At 69.7% G+C, this 15,134-nt stretch carries 13 protein-coding genes; 3 read left to right on the forward strand and 10 right to left on the reverse strand.

Features of this window, described 5'->3' with window-relative positions; all coding sequences use genetic code 11:
* Positions 1–2: 2 nt before the first annotated feature.
* The 4 genes from OG504_RS17150 to OG504_RS17165 all read right to left on the reverse strand — a co-directional run bounded on the left by OG504_RS17150 (position 3) and on the right by OG504_RS17165 (position 4,916).
* Positions 3–1,319: a KamA family radical SAM protein gene (locus OG504_RS17150; RefSeq protein ID WP_405990607.1), complete on the reverse strand. Its 1,317-nt coding sequence runs from the start codon at positions 1,317–1,319 to the stop codon at positions 3–5.
* 13 nt (positions 1,320–1,332) lie between these two features.
* On the reverse strand, positions 1,333–2,400 hold the full coding sequence (locus OG504_RS17155) for a hypothetical protein (RefSeq protein ID WP_405990608.1): 1,068 nt from the start codon (positions 2,398–2,400) through the stop codon (positions 1,333–1,335).
* Positions 2,401–2,520: 120 nt separating this feature from the next.
* Positions 2,521–3,609 carry a branched-chain amino acid aminotransferase gene (locus OG504_RS17160; RefSeq protein ID WP_405990609.1) on the reverse strand — a complete coding sequence of 363 codons (1,089 nt, stop codon included), beginning with the start codon at positions 3,607–3,609 and terminating at the stop codon, positions 2,521–2,523.
* A gap of 263 nt (positions 3,610–3,872) precedes the next feature.
* Entirely contained in the window at positions 3,873–4,916 is a 1,044-nt protein-coding gene (locus OG504_RS17165; protein ID WP_043680300.1) for a 3-isopropylmalate dehydrogenase, read from the reverse strand.
* A 152-nt stretch (positions 4,917–5,068) separates the two neighbouring features.
* On the opposite strand from OG504_RS17165, the gene OG504_RS17170 reads away from it, so the two are divergent.
* Positions 5,069–6,643 (forward strand): purple acid phosphatase family protein, encoded by a 1,575-nt coding sequence (locus tag OG504_RS17170; protein ID WP_405990610.1) that lies wholly within the window; start codon positions 5,069–5,071, stop codon positions 6,641–6,643.
* A 64-nt stretch (positions 6,644–6,707) separates the two neighbouring features.
* Here OG504_RS17170 and OG504_RS17175 read toward each other — a convergent pair whose 3' ends face one another.
* From OG504_RS17175 to OG504_RS17200, 6 genes are all read right to left on the reverse strand, one after another.
* Positions 6,708–6,839 (reverse strand): hypothetical protein, encoded by a 132-nt coding sequence (locus tag OG504_RS17175; protein WP_366362211.1) that lies wholly within the window; start codon positions 6,837–6,839, stop codon positions 6,708–6,710.
* A 262-nt stretch (positions 6,840–7,101) separates the two neighbouring features.
* The gene (locus tag OG504_RS17180) at positions 7,102–7,641 is read right to left on the reverse strand and encodes a GNAT family N-acetyltransferase (RefSeq protein WP_405990611.1); all 540 of its coding nucleotides are present in this window, start codon (positions 7,639–7,641) and stop codon (positions 7,102–7,104) included.
* Between the two features lie 24 nt (positions 7,642–7,665).
* On the reverse strand, positions 7,666–8,529 hold the full coding sequence (locus OG504_RS17185; protein ID WP_405990612.1) for an alpha/beta fold hydrolase: 864 nt from the start codon (positions 8,527–8,529) through the stop codon (positions 7,666–7,668).
* A gap of 438 nt (positions 8,530–8,967) precedes the next feature.
* Positions 8,968–9,885 (reverse strand): hypothetical protein, encoded by a 918-nt coding sequence (locus OG504_RS17190; protein WP_405990613.1) that lies wholly within the window; start codon positions 9,883–9,885, stop codon positions 8,968–8,970.
* Between the two features lie 237 nt (positions 9,886–10,122).
* Entirely contained in the window at positions 10,123–11,754 is a 1,632-nt protein-coding gene (gene pruA / locus OG504_RS17195; RefSeq protein WP_405990614.1) for an L-glutamate gamma-semialdehyde dehydrogenase, read from the reverse strand.
* Between the two features lie 38 nt (positions 11,755–11,792).
* A complete protein-coding gene (locus OG504_RS17200) occupies positions 11,793–12,719 on the reverse strand; it encodes a proline dehydrogenase family protein (protein ID WP_318019002.1) in 927 nt (308 codons plus the stop codon).
* A gap of 129 nt (positions 12,720–12,848) precedes the next feature.
* On the opposite strand from OG504_RS17200, the gene OG504_RS17205 reads away from it, so the two are divergent.
* Positions 12,849–14,444 (forward strand): helix-turn-helix domain-containing protein, encoded by a 1,596-nt coding sequence (locus OG504_RS17205; protein ID WP_405990615.1) that lies wholly within the window; start codon positions 12,849–12,851, stop codon positions 14,442–14,444.
* Between the two features lie 27 nt (positions 14,445–14,471).
* The gene (locus OG504_RS17210; protein WP_405990616.1) at positions 14,472–15,131 is read left to right on the forward strand and encodes an HAD family hydrolase; all 660 of its coding nucleotides are present in this window, start codon (positions 14,472–14,474) and stop codon (positions 15,129–15,131) included.
* Positions 15,132–15,134 lie beyond the last annotated feature (3 nt).

Below are 15,134 nucleotides of genomic sequence, written 5' to 3' on the forward strand. Positions count from 1 at the left end.
GATCACCCGGGCAGCCCCGGCAGGAACTCGCTCGCCCCGAACGCCGGCTTCAGGTCCGTGAACCAGGTCGCGGTCTCGTCGTAGGCCGCGAAGAACGGGCGGTCGACGAGGGACGGGTCGCGGGCCTGGATCAGGTGGAGGACGAAGACCTTCTCGCCGGCCACCTCCGCGATGCCGTCGACGCAGACCTTGCCCGGCATCGCGGACATGACCGGGCCGCGGACCGTGCGGGCGAGGCCGGAGACGCGGGCGTAGGCGTCGCGGAAGATCTGGTGGCCGCGGGCCAGGGGGACGCCGAAGTAGCCCTGGGGGCCGGTGTCGCGCTCCACGAACTGGTAGTACGGCACCGCGCCGAGCGTGGTCGTCTCGTCCCACAGCTCGGCCCAGGCCTCGGCGCTGTCGTTGATGCCGGCCACCAGCGGGCCCTGGCAGCGGATCACGGCGCCCGTGCCCCGCACCCGGCGCATCGCGTCCCGTACGACCGGCGGGCGCAGTTCCTGCGGGTGGGTGAAGTGGGCCATCAGGGCCAGGTGGCGGCCGCTCGCCACCACCTTCTCGAAGAGGCGCAGCAGGTCGTCGGCGTCCCGGTCGGTGGTGAAGCGGTACGGCCAGAAGGCGAGGGACTTGGTGCCGATCCGGATCGAGCGGATCGTGTCGATCTCCAGGAGGGGATCGACGTAGCGGCGCAGGACCTCGGTGCTCATCACCAGCGGGTCGCCGCCCGTGATCAGCGCGCTGGTGACCTCGGGGTGGGCCCGGAGGTAGGCGGTGGTCGTGCCGATGTCGTCGGTGGCGATGCGGAGTTCGGACTCGCCGACGAACTGGGGCCAGCGGAAGCAGTACGTGCAGTAGGCGTGGCAGGTCTGGCCCTGGCGCGGGAAGATCAGCACGGTCTCGGGGTACTTGTGCTGGAGCCCCTCCAGGCGCTCGCCCTCGTGCACGGGCACGTTGGCGTCGAGCTGGCCCGAGGGGTGCGGGTTCAGCTTCATCCGGATCTCGTGGGCCGCGCGCAGGACTTCGGCCTTGGGCGCCGCCTGGGAGAGCAGGTCCGCCATCTGCTTGAGGTCCGGCTCCGGCAACATCCCGGCCTGCGGGAACGTCAGCCGGAAGATCGGGTCGTCGGGCACCGCCGACCAGTCGATCAACTCGTCGACGACATACGTGTTCGTGCGGAACGGCAGGACCGCGGAGACGGCCCGGAGGGCGAGCCGTTCGGTGGCCGACAGGGGCACGCGTTGCAGCAGGCCGTCCAGGTCGCGGGGTGTGAAGGCGCGAAATCGGGTGCTCGTGGATGGAGCGAGGTGGAGCGCTGAACTCATTGGTGCAGGGCCTCTATTCCGTGACCAGGACCGCCGGCCGCAGTTCGACGAATGCGGTTGCCGACGCATCGTACTTCTCCGCGAAGTTCTGCCTGAGCAGCTCATGGAGCTCGCTCTCGTCGTCCACGACGATCAGCTCGTGGGCGCCCTGTACGTTCAATGCCTCGCTGTACGCGGAGAGTTGGTCGAGGCGGTGGCGTGCCATGTACGACACGACGTCGTGCCCGGCGATGTACAGGCCGTCGTCGACGTGGACGAAGCGGCAGGTGAACTCCCGGCGGCCGTCGGTCGCGTCGACCAGGGTCACCGGCAGATGGGTGAACCGTTCCATCGGCTTGCTCTGCTGCCACAGTTCGTCGAAGCGCTGCTCGACGAAGGCGCCGAGCGGGGAGCGGACGGCCACTTCGAGCTGGACGCCCTCGCCGGAGAGCCGGCCGACGGTGAGGAAGGAGACCAGGGAGCGTTCGTCCCAGCGGTAGAGGGTCACACCGGGCGAGGTCGAGCAGAGCCGGACTTCGAGGAACTGGCGTGAGGTGTCGTCGAGTCGGCGGGCGAAGAGGCTGAGCGTGCGCAGGTTCCGCAGGATGTCGCGGCGGATGTCGGCGCTCTGCTCGCCCAGTTCACGGCCGCGCAGGATGACGGCGAGGGAGTCGGGGTCCAGGAGCAGGATCTGCACCCGGGCGCCGTGCGTGGTGGCGGACCTGATGCCGCGGAAGAGGCGTTCGGAGTACTGGGGGCCGAACAGGTTGGAGAAGGTGTCGAGGACCTTGACGTTCGAGGTCGAGCCGTAGACCTGGGCGCTGAACCACTCGTAGTCGAGCCGGGTGTGTTCGCGGACCCGGCCCTCCTGGGCGCGGGAGATCAGCGGGCCGATCACGAAGACGGTGATGACGACGCCGACGATGTCGGTGCCCAGGTTGAGGGCGAGGTTCTCGCCGTAGTTGTCCATGCGCTTGGCGAACCACAGCAACAGGCCCGCGCAGCCGGCGAGCAGGAGGAGCACGGTGAGGCTCTGCGGGCGGCGCGGGGTGCGTAACGTGCGCAGCAGCCAGCGCAGTCGAGGTATCGGCCCACCACTCACCCGCGTCCCCTCCCCCGCGCCCCCGTGCCCCTGCTTCATGTCCTGCGGAATCAGTGGATACCCGCACGGGGGAGGCGATACGCGTCGAACGGATCACCGGCCGTCGGCCGGGAGTCCGGGTCAGCCCAGCGGATGCATCCAGCCGTGCTTGTCCTCGGTGTCGCCCCGCTGGATGTCCAGAAGCGCCGCACGCAGCCGCAACGTCACCTCGCCGGGTTCGCCGCCCGACTGCGTCCACTCCGCGCCGGTGCGCTTGACCGTGCCGACCGGGGTGATGACCGCGGCCGTACCGCAGGCGAAGACCTCCGTCAGCGTGCCGTTCTCGGAGTCGCGCTGCCACTGGTCGATGGAGATCCGGCCCTCCTCGGGGGTGTAGCCGAGGTCGCGGGCCAGGGTGAGGAGGGAGTCGCGGGTGACGCCCTCCAGGATCGAGCCGGTGAGAGTGGGGGTGACGATCCGGTCGCCGTAGACGAAGTAGAGGTTCATGCCGCCGAGTTCCTCGACCCACTGGCGCTCGACCGCGTCGAGGTAGCAGACCTGGGCGCAGCCCTGTTCGGCGGCCTCGGCCTGGGCGAGGAGGGACGCGGCGTAGTTGCCGCCGGTCTTGGCGTCGCCCATGCCGCCGGGGACGGCGCGGACGTGGTCCTCGGAGACCCAGATGGAGACGGGCTTCACGCCGCCGGGGAAGTAGGCGCCGGCCGGGGAGGCGATGACGAGGAAGAGGTACTCGTTGGCGGGCTTCACGCCCAGGCCGACCTCGGTCGCGATCATGAACGGGCGCAGGTACAGGGACTCCTCGCCGCCGTGCGCCGGGACCCAGTCGCGGTCCTGCTGGACCAGCACGTCACAGGCCTCGATGAACGTCTCGACCGGCAGCTCGGGCATGCCGAGGCGGCGAGCGGAGGTCTGGAAGCGGCGGGCGTTCTTCTCGGGGCGGAAGGTGGCGACGGAGCCGTCGGCCTGCCGGTACGCCTTGAGGCCCTCGAAGATCTCCTGCGCGTAGTGCAGGGTCATGTTCGCGGGGTCGAGGGAGAGCGGGCCGTACGGCACGAGCTGGCCGTCGTGCCAGCCGCGGCCCTCGGTCCACTTGATCGTCACCATGTGATCGGTGAAGTGGCGGCCGAAGCCGGGGTTCGTCAGAATCGCGTCGCGCTCGGCGGCGGAGAGTGGCGAGGCCGAGGGCTTGAGCTCGATCGTGGGCGTCGTCATGAGTGGTTGTCCTTCACCGGTTGTGTGTGACGGGCCGCGCTCACGCCCTCGACTGCCAGTGGCCAGTGTTAGGACGTCCGAGCATTGCCTCATTCCGCGGCTCCGCGTTCGATTATCGCGCGTGGTGGACCGTGGACGAAAACGGCGTGAATGCGACCCAGGGATGATGGTGGCACCCGGCGGGGACGTAAGAAAAGCCGCCGGGTGCGGTTGCGACCCGGCGGCTTCGAAATACTGCGAGAGTTTTTCGAGTGGCGGCGGGGTCAGCCGGCTACTCGTACGGCGAGCGCGTCGCCGATCTCGGTGGTGGAGCGGGCGGGCTTGCCGGTGCGGTCCGCGAGGTCGGCGGAGACGGCGTCCTCGATGCGGACGGCCTCGGACTCGTAGCCGAGGTGGCGCAGGAGGAGGGCGACGGACAGGACCGTGGCGGTGGGGTCGGCCTTGCCCTGGCCCGCGATGTCGGGCGCGGAGCCGTGCACGGGCTCGAACATCGAGGGGAACTCGCCGGACGGGTTGATGTTCCCGCTCGCGGCGACGCCGATGCCGCCGGAGACGGCCGCGGCGAGGTCGGTGATGATGTCGCCGAAGAGGTTGTCGGTGACGATCACGTCGAAGCGGGCCGGGTCGGTGACGAGGTAGATCGTCGCCGCGTCCACGTGGATGTAGTCGGTGGTGACCTCGGGGAACTCGGCCGCGACCTTGTTGAAGACGTTCGTCCACAGGTGGCCCGCGAAGGTCAGCACGTTGTTCTTGTGGACCAGCGTGAGCTTCTTGCGGGGGCGGGCCTGGGCGCGGGCGAAGGCGTCACGGACGACGCGCTCGACACCGAAGGCCGTGTTCACGGAGACCTCGGTGGCGACCTCGTGCTCGGTGCCCTTGCGGATCGTGCCGCCGTTGCCGGTGTACGGACCCTCGGTGCCCTCACGGACCACGACGAAGTCGATCTCCGGCTCACCGGCGAGGGGGGTCGCCACACCCGGGAGCAGCTTCGACGGCCGCAGGTTGACGTGGTGGTCGAAGGCGAAGCGGAGCTTCAGCAGGAAGCCGCGCTCCAGCACCCCGGACGGAACACTCGGGTCACCGATCGCGCCGAGCAGGATCGCGTCGTGCGGCTTCAGCGCGGCCAGGTCGGCGTCGGTGAGGGTCTCACCGGTGGCGTGGTAGCGCCGGGCGCCGAAGTCGAACTCCTTGGTCTCCAGCTTCACATCCTGCGGAAGGACGGCGGAGAGGACTTTGAGACCTTCGGCCACGACTTCCTGACCGATGCCGTCACCGGGGATCACTGCGAGATCGATGCTGCGAGACATGCCCGCCACCGTACTCCGCGTCCCATGGGATGACATCGGGTGTCCATGATGCGGACGGGTGCGGAGGGTTCTCGGGCGCCGGTGTCGGCCGTTCGACGTACGTTCACCCTTACGCATGGCCCCCGTTGGACTTGTGGGGCAGCTTCATCGACATGGAGACACCCGACTGCGGCATTCCGGAGCACCTCGCGACCCGGATGAGCATGGCCGAGCAGTACGAGTACCTGCGCACGAAGCTCACCCGGCGCCGGACGCTGGTGACGGCGGGCGCGATGGCGGCGGGCGGACTGCTGACGGGGTGCGGCGGCAAGAGCACCACCGACGGCAAGGCGGCCGACGGGAGAACGAGCAGCCCCGCCACGTCGAAGGTGCCGGGCGCGGTCGTCACCCCCTTCGGCCGCCATCTCGCCTTCGGCGCCGATCCGAAGACGGCGATGCGGATCTCCTGGCAGGTCCCGTTCGCGGTCAGGAAGCCGTACGTACGCGTGGGGTTGAAGCCGGACGACCTGAGCCGCCGGATCACCGCCGAGGTACGCGACCTGCACACCCCCGGGCTGACCGGCGTGCGCCCCGCGGTGGAGCAGTACTACGTCCACGCGGCGCTCGACGACCTCCACCCCGGCACGACGTACTACTACGGCGTCGGCCACGAGGGCTTCGACCCGGCCGCACCGGCACACCGTTCGACGATCGGCACGTTCCGTACGGCACCGGCGAACCCCGAGAAGTTCGTGTTCACGGCCTTCGGCGACCAGGGCGTGAGCAACGCGGCCGCCGCCAACGACCACGTCGTCCTGCGCGAGAACCCCGCCTTCCATCTCCACGCCGGCGACATCTGCTACGCCGACACCAACGGCCTGGGCAAGACGACGGACGGCTACGACCCGACGTACTGGAACCTGTTCCTCAAGCAGAACGAGCCCGTCTCCCGCTCCGTCCCGTGGATGGTGACGACCGGCAACCACGACATGGAGGCCTGGTACTCCCCCGACGGCTACGGCGGCCAGCTCGCCCGCTGGTCCCTCCCGGAGAACGGCTTCGACCCGAAGCACGCGCCGGGCGTGTACTCCTTCGTCTACGGCAACGTCGGCGTCGTGGCGCTCGACGCGAACGACGTGTCGTACGAGATCACCGCCAACCTCGGTTACACGGACGGGAAGCAGACCAAGTGGCTGGACGGCAGGCTGCGTGAGCTGCGGGCGACGAAGGGGGTCGACTTCGTCGTCGTCTTCTTCCACCACTGCGCGTACTCGACCTCGTCGCACGCGTCGGACGGCGGGGTGCGGAGCGCGTGGCTGCCGCTGTTCGCGAAGCACCAGGTGGACCTGGTGATCAACGGGCACAACCACGTCTACGAGCGGACCGACGCGATCAGGAACAACGCGGTCGGCCGGGCGGTACCGATCGGCGCGTCCACCGATCCGACGCGGGACGGGATCGTCTACGTCACGGCGGGCGGCGGCGGGCGCGATCTGTACGGGTTCCCGGCGGGCGTCAAGGAGAGCTACGAGGGGCACGTCACGCGGCACGGGACGGTCGACACCGTGCAGTGGGAGAAGGGCCAGCACACCAAGGCGGAGACGGTGGAGTGGTCGCGGGTGCGGTACCGGGGTTTCTCGCTGCTCTCGGTGGAGGCGGAGAGCGGGAGCACACCCCGGCTCAAGGTGTCGGCCCTGGACGGGAACGGCAAGCGCATCGACCACTTCGAGGTGCGGCGCGGTCGGTGAGACCGCGCCGCACCCCGTGCGGGCGCGGCTCCCGGTAAGTGGTGACTGGTGACAGTCAGGTGCCTCAGTGGCCGGTCTCGCCGCCGTTGTCCCGGCGGTCGAGGGCGCGCTGGAGGGCGGCGGCGGCGTTCTTGCGCTCCGACTCGCTCGTGCGGGACACGTGGCGGACTCGGCGGCGGGCGGTCGTCTCGGCCATGGAGAATCGACTCCTTCGATAATTCCTGGAGTACAGAAGGGGGTTACGAGACGCCGGAGGGGGCGGGGAGTCACGGACCACAGGGGTTGCCTGCACGGTGTCCGGCTCACGACCGCCATTCGCTTGGTCTAGCGAGACGTTCGGCTCCTACAAAGCTAGGACAGGACCGCGCATCTGTCTCCACAATTACTCGGACTTCCTACTATCTGAGACGGTGAAACGAGTCACACGCACCTGACCTGCACTTTCGCGATCCGGGCTGTCAGAGCACATCCCCGTCGCGCCAGTCGAAGAGGAGGTCGGCGCCGAGGTCGAGAGGTCCGGCGAGCGCGGGGCGGACGTACGTGCTGTCCTCCTCCTCGGGCAGGTGGACGACCCCGTCCGGGCCGAGGGCGGAGATCTTGCCGCCCCACAGCCGCCAGCCGCGCGCGGTGTAGAGCCGGGCCCCGTCGTCACTGGCGCCGAGCAGCCCGACGTCGTAGGCGTGATCGACGATCCGCTCCAACTCGGCCATGACGCGCCCGCCGTACCCCCGCCGCCGGGCATCGGGCCGTACGCCCACCCCCTCCACGTACCCGACCCGCAGCCACCGCCCGCGATACCGCACCCGGCGCATGACGACCGAGCCGTGCGCGACGAGCCCGGTGTCGTCGGCGAGCAGGGCGTGGACGCCGCCGAGGCCGTGCTCCCAGTCCTGGTCGGTGAGATCGCCGCCGAAGGCCGCGTCCAGCAGTTCGCGGGCGGCACGGAGGTCGGCCGGGGTGAGGTCGGCCGTGTGGACGGTGCGCATACGGATGGTCACGGGGTCAGTATCGGAGACGAGGGCTCAGAGCGCTGCCGTCATCGCCATCATCACCGCATCGCGAAATCCGTACGGATCCTCGACCCACGGCAGATGCCCGGCGTTCGCCAGCCTCACCCGCCGCACCTGCGGCAACGCCCGCACGAGCGAGTCGACCGCCGAGCGGGGCCGGATGTCCATGTCCCCGTCCACGACGACCACGGGCAAGTCCAGCGCCTGGCAGGCGGAGCGGAGGGCGGGGGCGCCGGCGGTGTGCTTCGCTTCGGCGTTCAGGGCTTTGTTGCAGGGGAAGTTGATGGGGAACCAGGGGTCAGTCATCGCCTCGGCGTGCCGGATCGCCTGCTCCAGGTCCACGAACTCGGTGGACCACTGGAGTACGGCCCGTTCGCGGCTCGCGTCCGGCAACTCCCGCCAGCGGGCGAGCCGTTGGGGGTCTTCGCTGAGGCGGGCGAGGAGGTTCGCCTCGTAGGCGTCGTGCCAGTCGGCGTCCGGTCCGATGCCGGTGCCGCTGACGTAGATGAGCGCGGCGACCCGTTCCGGGTGGGCGAGCGCGTAGTTGAGGGCGAGCGACGCGCCCCAGGAGTGGCCGAGCAGCACGATCCGCTCCAGCGCGAAGTGCCGTCGTACAGCGTCGAGATCGGTCACGAACCGGGCGGTGGTCCACGGACCCGCGCACGGCTCGGATCGCCCGCAGCAGCGCTGGTCCCAACGGACCACCGTGGCCCGGTCGTTGAGCATCCCGGCCACATCGTCGAACATGTCCCACAGGCCGGGCCCGCCGTGGCAGAGCACCAGGGGTGCGCCAGGACCGGACCCGGACCGGGAGGCCCACAGCCGTACTCCGTCGTCCGCCGTCACCGTCTCGTCGTCCGTACGAGTAGGAGTCATGACGGGGAGTCTGCCCGCTGCGGGCATCATGCGTGTCAGCCATGTGCGGGTACGTGTAGTCCGTCGGCGCGACCAGGGTCTCGTTTATGGGGCGGGTCAGGGTTACGCGACCTGCCCCAGGCCGAGATCCGTCTGCTCCCCATGGGCCGCTTCGCCCTGGAGAAACACGCGCCCCCCGATCGCCTCACTGATGGACGACCTCCTCACCTGGCGGCTGTCCTGATCCGATGGCTCCGCGTCCCCAGAGCCCCGGTACATGCCAGGAGGATTGCTGCAGGGCCTGAGCCAACTGAAGGCATACCCGCACACGTTCGTCAGGAGTGCAGTCAACGAGGGCAGCCCGCAGCTGGCGCACAATCAGAACGTCCCGAACCACCTTCGCCAAGGCCAGCAGAAAGCCCAGCAACAGCACCAGCAAACTCATCATTTCCTCGGACATCACTGGTACCGCCTGCGGATCCCGGTAGCGATCTTCTCCGCACCTTTCTGGCACCAGCGGGCGTCGAGGCACCTCAGGACAATGGAGGCGTCACCCATGTCGATCCGTTCCGGGTGCGGTTCCATGTCGGAGGAGGGCCGGACGTCCACGCCGTCCGCAGGAGCAGTCATACCGCTGTCGCGCAGCTCCGCGGCAACATCGACGGCGGGCACACCGCAGCACCACTCGAAGACGATGTCGTAGGTGTAGTGGTTGTAGGTGTTGACCCAGCCGTGCGAGCTCCCCGCCGCGTTGACCAGCAGGGGCCTGCGCAGCACGCGGCTGAAGAGCAGGTCGCGGGCATCGGGCCGGGGCCAGCCACTGCGGCCCTCGTCCCACTCCGCAAGGTCCCGGCGCTCGATGTCCGAGAGCCGGGTCGGCGCATCTCGCCAGATGGCGGTCAGCCCGCGTTCCCGGCCGGGAAGCGGCGGCTGCCAGTCGGCATCCTCGTGCCGGAGGCTGACCGCGGCCGAGCTGCTCAGGTCCACCAACAACCAGCCCCCGCCTGCGCGTTCGAGGCGCAGTCCGGGAACACCGCGGATCCCGCCGAAAGGCGCATCGAAGCGGGGTAGCAGCTCGGCCACGATCCGATTCGCCATGACCGGGTGCAGATCGAGCGTGGGCTGTTCACCATCCGGCTCCACTCCCTGGAGCCCCAGAACAGCACCATCGAGTTGGCTGTCTCGCAGCGGCTCGGTCAGCGTGTGCGCAAGCAGGGCCTCGAAGCGCCGCTGCGCTGGGGTGCGCGCGTCTGGTACCGGTTGATGTCGTGAAATGCCGCCGACCCTCGCCCAGTCAAGACAACGGTTGTAGTCCACGCCCGTAGCCTGGTTGCACGCGTAAGCGGCGCGTTGGCGGTTGCTCTGCTTCTTGGACATACGTCCCCCTGTGACCCTGCCCGGCGCGGCCACTGAGGCGATGCGTACATCCTGACAACTGCCCTTGCTCGCAGGTGGGTTCGTGAGAGCCCTTCGCTCCTCTCGGGGGTTTGCCGGGACCCCGAGATGTGGGAACACGCCCGCCTACTGGCGCTCAGCCAGATTAGCAGCGTGGAACCGCCTCTGTCCCCGGTTCGAAAACCGGGGACAGAGGCGGGAGTTCAGTCGGCTACGGCGTCAGCCCATGTGCGGGTACGTGTAGTCCGTCGGAGCCACCAGGGTCTCCTTGATCGCGCGGGTCAGCGTCCAGCGCATCAGGTTCTGCGGGGCGCCGGCCTTGTCGTTGGTGCCGGAGGAGCGGCCGCCGCCGAAGGGCTGCTGGCCGACGACCGCGCCGGTCGACTTGTCGTTGATGTAGAAGTTGCCGGCCGTGTAGCGGAGCTTCTCCATCGTGTGGGCCGCCGCCGCACGGTCGTTGGAGATGACCGAGCCGGTGAGGGCGTAGTCGGACACCGACTCCATCTGGGTCAGCATCTCGTCGTAGTTCTCGTCCTCGTAGACGTGGACCGCGAGGAACGGGCCGAAGTACTCCGTCGTGAAGACCTCGTTGGTCGGGTCGCTGCACTCCACGACCGTCGGGCGGACGAAGTAGCCGACCGAGTCGTCGTACGAACCGCCCGCGACGATCGTGCAGTTGGGGTCCGCCTTCGCGCGGTCGATGGCCGCCTTGTTCTTGGCGAAGGAGCGCTCGTCGATGACCGCGCCGATGAAGTTCGACAGGTCGGTGACGTCACCCATCGTCAAGTAGTCGACCTCGGTGGCGAATTCCTCCTTGAAACCGGAGTTCCAGATCGACGCCGGGATGTACGCCCGGGAGGACGCGGAGCACTTCTGGCCCTGGTACTCGAAGGAGCCCCGGGTCAGCGCCGTCTTCAGCACCGCGCGGTCCGCGCTCGGGTGGGCGACGACAAAGTCCTTGCCGCCGGTCTCGCCGACCAGACGCGGGTACGAGCGGTACTTCTCGATGTTGTTGCCGACCGTCTTCCACAGGTACTGGAAGGTCTTGGTCGACCCGGTGAAGTGGATCGCGGCCAGGTCGCGGTGCTCCAGGGCGACCTTCGACACCTCGATGCCGTCACCGGTGACGAGGTTGATGACGCCCTTGGGGAGACCCGCCTCCTCCAGCAACTGCATGAGCAGCACGGCGGAGTGGGTCTGCGTCGGCGACGGCTTCCAGACGACGACGTTGCCCATGAGTGCAGGGGCCGTCGGCAAGTTGCCCGCGATCGCGGTGAAGTTGAAGGGCGTGATCGCGTAGACGAAGCCTTCGAGCGGGCGGTGGTCGAGGCGGTTCCAGACGCCCGTGGAGTTCGCCGGGGGCTGCTCGGCGAGCAGGTCGCGGGCGTACTTGACGTTGAAGCGCCAGAAGTCGACGAGCTCGCAGGGGCAGTCGATCTCGGCCTGCTGGGCGGTCTTGGACTGACCGAGCATGGTGGACGCGGCGAGGGTCTCGCGCCACGGACCGGAGAGCAGTTCGGCCGCGCGCAGGATGATCGCGGCGCGGTCGTCGAAGGACATCGCGCGCCAGGCGGGCGCGGCGGCGAGGGCCGCGTCGATCGCGTCCTGGGCGTCGTCCTGGGTGGCGTTGGCGTACGTGCCGATGCGCGCCTTGTGGTTGTGCGGCTGCACGACGTCCACGCGCTCGCCGCCGCCCAGCCGCTTCTCGCCGCCGATGGTCATCGGCAGGTCGATCGGGTTCTCGGCCAGCTCCTTGAGCTTGACCTCCAGACGGGCACGCTCGGGAGAACCGGGCGCGTAGCCGTGCACCGGCTCGTTGACGGGGGTGGGGACCTGGGTCACAGCGTCCATGAGATCCGTAACTCCTTGTACGTGAGCGGGTGTTGGGGTCAGCCCTTGGTGAGGGTGGATCGCGCGAAGAAGAGGAGGTTGGCCGGCTTCTCGGCGAGGCGCCGCATGAAGTATCCGTACCAGTCGGTGCCGTAGGCGGTGTAGACGCGCATGCGGTGGCCTTCGGCGGCGAGCCGCAGGTGCTCGTCGCTCCTGATCCCGTACAGCATCTGGAACTCGTACTCGTCGAGCTTGCGGCCCGCCCGCCGGGCGAGTTCCTGTCCGATGGAGATGAGGCGCGGGTCGTGGGAGCCGATCATCGGGTACCCCTCGCCCTCCATCAGGATGCGCAGGATCCGGACGTACGCCTTGTCGATCTCGTGCTTCTGCTGGTAGGCGACCTCGGCGGGCTCCTTGTACGCGCCCTTCACGAGCCGTACGCGACTGCCGGCCTCGGCGAGGCGGCGGGCGTCGGACTCGGTGCGGAAGAGGTAGGCCTGGATGACGCAGCCGGTCTGCGGGAAGTCCTTCCGCAGTTCCTCGTGGATCGCGAACATCGAGTCGAGGGTGGTGTGGTCCTCGGCGTCGAGCGTGACGGTCGTCCCGATGGCGGCGGCGGCCTCGACGACGGGCCGGACGTTCGCGAGGGCGAGTTCGTGACCGCCGTCCAGCGCCTGCCCGAACATGGACAGCTTGATGGACATCTCGGCCCGGGTGCCCAGCTCCAACTCCTTGAGCCTGTCGACGAGTTGGAGATACGCGTCGCGGGCGGCGGCGGCCTGCTCGGGGGTGGTGATGTCCTCGCCGACGACGTCCATCGTCAGCTCAAGACCCTTGGCGGTGAGGTCCTGGACGATCGGCACGATCTCGTCCACGGTCTCACCGGGGATGAAGCGGTCGACGACCTGCTTGGTCACCGGCGCCGCCGAGATCAGCCGACGCATCTGATCGCTGCGCGAGGCGGCGAGAATCACGGGACCCAGCACGGGGCACCTCCACAGAACCAGCAGACAGGACCACCGTGAAACCTAGGGATCTCTCCGATCGTCGGCCATCGACAGCTGTCACGCATCCGTGCCGCAGATCTCAGACAGATGTATGAAGACCCGGCAGGAATGCGGGAGAATGCCCGGGTGACATCCGATTCCAGCGGCGACTACCAGGAGCTCGTGGACGAGATCTCGGAGCTCCTCGGCGCCCCCGCGACCCTGGAGAACCGCGACTTCGAGCTGATCGCCTTCGGGGCCTACGACGGTGAGGGCGACCTGGACCCGTCCGCGCTGGACCCGGTCCGCACCCGCTCGATCCTGACCCGGCGCTCCACGGCGGCGATCCGCACGTGGTTCGAGGGCTTCGGCATCACGCGGGCGACCGGCCCGGTCCGCATTCCGCCGACCCCCGAGGCGGGCGTCTACCGCGGCCGTATCTGCCTCCCCGTACGCCATCGGGGTGTCGTCCTCGGCTACGTCTGGCTCCTGGACGACGACGATCCCGGCCCGTCCGCTCCGCAGCTGGACGCGGCGATGAAGGTCGCGGCCCGGATCGGCGCGCTCCTCGCGGACGAGGCGCAGGCGGGCGCGGACCTGACCCGCGAGCTCCGCGCGGTCCTCACCGCCGACCGCGGCTGGCAGCGGGACATGGCGGTCGCCGCCCTCCGCACGGCCCTCGGCCCGCGCGGCGACGGCCCGCACGCGGTGGTCTGCGTCGCCCCCTGGCCGTCCGCCGACCCGGACGACGCCCCGTCGGCCCGTACGGTCCCGCACGCGACGGCGCTGTGCACGGTGCCGTGGGGTGCGGCGGAGGAGCAGTGCCTGGCGGTGCTGGTACGGCTGCGGTCGACGGACGTGGGGACCCCGGCGGCGACCGCGGCGGCGCGGGTGTTGGGGGATGTGCGGGGGCCCGGAGTGAGTGCGACGGCGCAGGTGCCGGGGAATACGCGGGGACCCGGGGCAAGCACGGCGGCCCAGGTGCCGGGGAATACGCGGGGACCCGGGGCAAGCACGGCGGCCCAGGTGCCGGGGAATACGCGGGGACCCGGGGCAAGCACGGCGGCCCAGGTGCCGGGGAATACGCGGGGACCCGGGGCAAGCACGGCGGCCCAGGTGCCGGGGAATACGCGAGGGTCCGGGGCGAGGGAGGCTTCACGGCCCCCCGCAAACGGCCGGATCACGGGGGCCGGCGGCACTTCGCAACCGTCTTCCGCCGGAAGCACGCCCACTGCGAACACCACCTCACGACCACCGACAGACGGCCGGACTCCCCCCACGAGCAGCGCCTCACGACCGCCGCGCGAGACCACCCCCGTCGCCGGTATCGGCACCCCCCGCATCGGCCTCACCGACCTGGGCACCGCCTGGCAGGAAGCCACTGCGGCGTGCCGCGCGGCCCTCGCGGAACCCCGCTTCGCCCCGGTGACCACCTGGTCCCACATCGGCCCGTACCGCCTCCTGACCTCCCTCTCCCCGGAGTCCCCCCACGACCCCGCCGTAGTGCCCCTCCTTTCCCCCACCCACCACGAACTCGCCCGCACCGCCGAGGTCTACCTCGACTGCGCGGGCCAAGCGGGGCGCGCGGCGGCCGAGTTGGGGATCCACCGGCAGACGCTGTACTACCGGCTGTCGCGGGTGGAGCAGTTGACGGGCCTGGACCTGGACGACGGGGAGGACCGGCTGCTTCTCCACATGGCGTTGAAGAGGGCGCGGCTGCGGTGACGGACACCCGGTGATCTACTGCTCGGCATGCCGCTGCTGATGCTCGATCTGGACAACACCCTGGTCGACCGTGACGCCGCGTTCCGGGAGGCGGTCGCCCGCTTCCTGGCCGCGCACGGTCTGCCGCCGGACGACCTCGCCTGGCTGATGTCGGTCGACGCGAGCGGCTACACGCCGAGGCAGACCGTCGCCGAGGCCATGATCGAGCGCTACGGCGGGACGGTCACCGGCGATGCCGTACGGACCTTCCTCGACCGGGGCGCCGCCGACCGCGTCACCCTGGGCGAGCCCACGCGCGACGCCCTCGCGAAGGCCGTCGCCGCGGGCTGGACGTGCGTGATCGTCACCAACGGCCGTGTCTCACAACAGGAGTTGAAGATCCGGAGAACCGGGCTCGACGCGATCGTCCACGGCTGGGTGATCTCCGAGTCGACCGGCCACAAGAAGCCCGCCCCGGAGATCTTCCACGCGGCGGCGGCCAGGGTCGGGGGCTCTCTCCGCTCGTCCTGGGTCGTCGGCGACTCGGCGCACGCCGACATCCGGGGAGCGGCGGCCATCGACGTGCGCAGTATCTGGGTGTCGAACGGCCGCCCGTGGACCGAGCCGGCGTTCCGCCCCACACGCATCGCCGTCGACGCCGCGTCCGCGATCCACTACGTCATCGGCACCTCGGAACCAGCCCCCTGAGCA

The sequence above is a fragment of the Streptomyces sp. NBC_00986 genome, assembly GCF_045162565.1.
Classification (GTDB): domain Bacteria; phylum Actinomycetota; class Actinomycetes; order Streptomycetales; family Streptomycetaceae; genus Streptomyces.

Bases quoted from the DNA above. Each gene is read 5' to 3' on its own strand.
- OG504_RS17190 (WP_405990613.1), bottom strand. From the start codon at position 9,885: ATGTCCAAGAAGCAGAGCAACCGCCAACGCGCCGCTTACGCGTGCAAC.
- OG504_RS17205 (WP_405990615.1), top strand. From the start codon at position 12,849: ATGCGGGAGAATGCCCGGGTGACATCCGATTCCAGCGGCGACTACCAG.
- OG504_RS17165 (WP_043680300.1), bottom strand. From the start codon at position 4,916: ATGTCTCGCAGCATCGATCTCGCAGTGATCCCCGGTGACGGCATCGGT.
- OG504_RS17170 (WP_405990610.1), top strand. From the start codon at position 5,069: ATGGAGACACCCGACTGCGGCATTCCGGAGCACCTCGCGACCCGGATG.
- OG504_RS17175 (WP_366362211.1), bottom strand. From the start codon at position 6,839: ATGGCCGAGACGACCGCCCGCCGCCGAGTCCGCCACGTGTCCCGCACG.
- OG504_RS17210 (WP_405990616.1), top strand. From the start codon at position 14,472: ATGCCGCTGCTGATGCTCGATCTGGACAACACCCTGGTCGACCGTGAC.
- OG504_RS17160 (WP_405990609.1), bottom strand. From the start codon at position 3,609: ATGACGACGCCCACGATCGAGCTCAAGCCCTCGGCCTCGCCACTCTCC.
- OG504_RS17150 (WP_405990607.1), bottom strand. From the start codon at position 1,319: ATGAGTTCAGCGCTCCACCTCGCTCCATCCACGAGCACCCGATTTCGC.
- OG504_RS17185 (WP_405990612.1), bottom strand. From the start codon at position 8,529: ATGACTCCTACTCGTACGGACGACGAGACGGTGACGGCGGACGACGGA.
- pruA (WP_405990614.1), bottom strand. From the start codon at position 11,754: ATGGACGCTGTGACCCAGGTCCCCACCCCCGTCAACGAGCCGGTGCAC.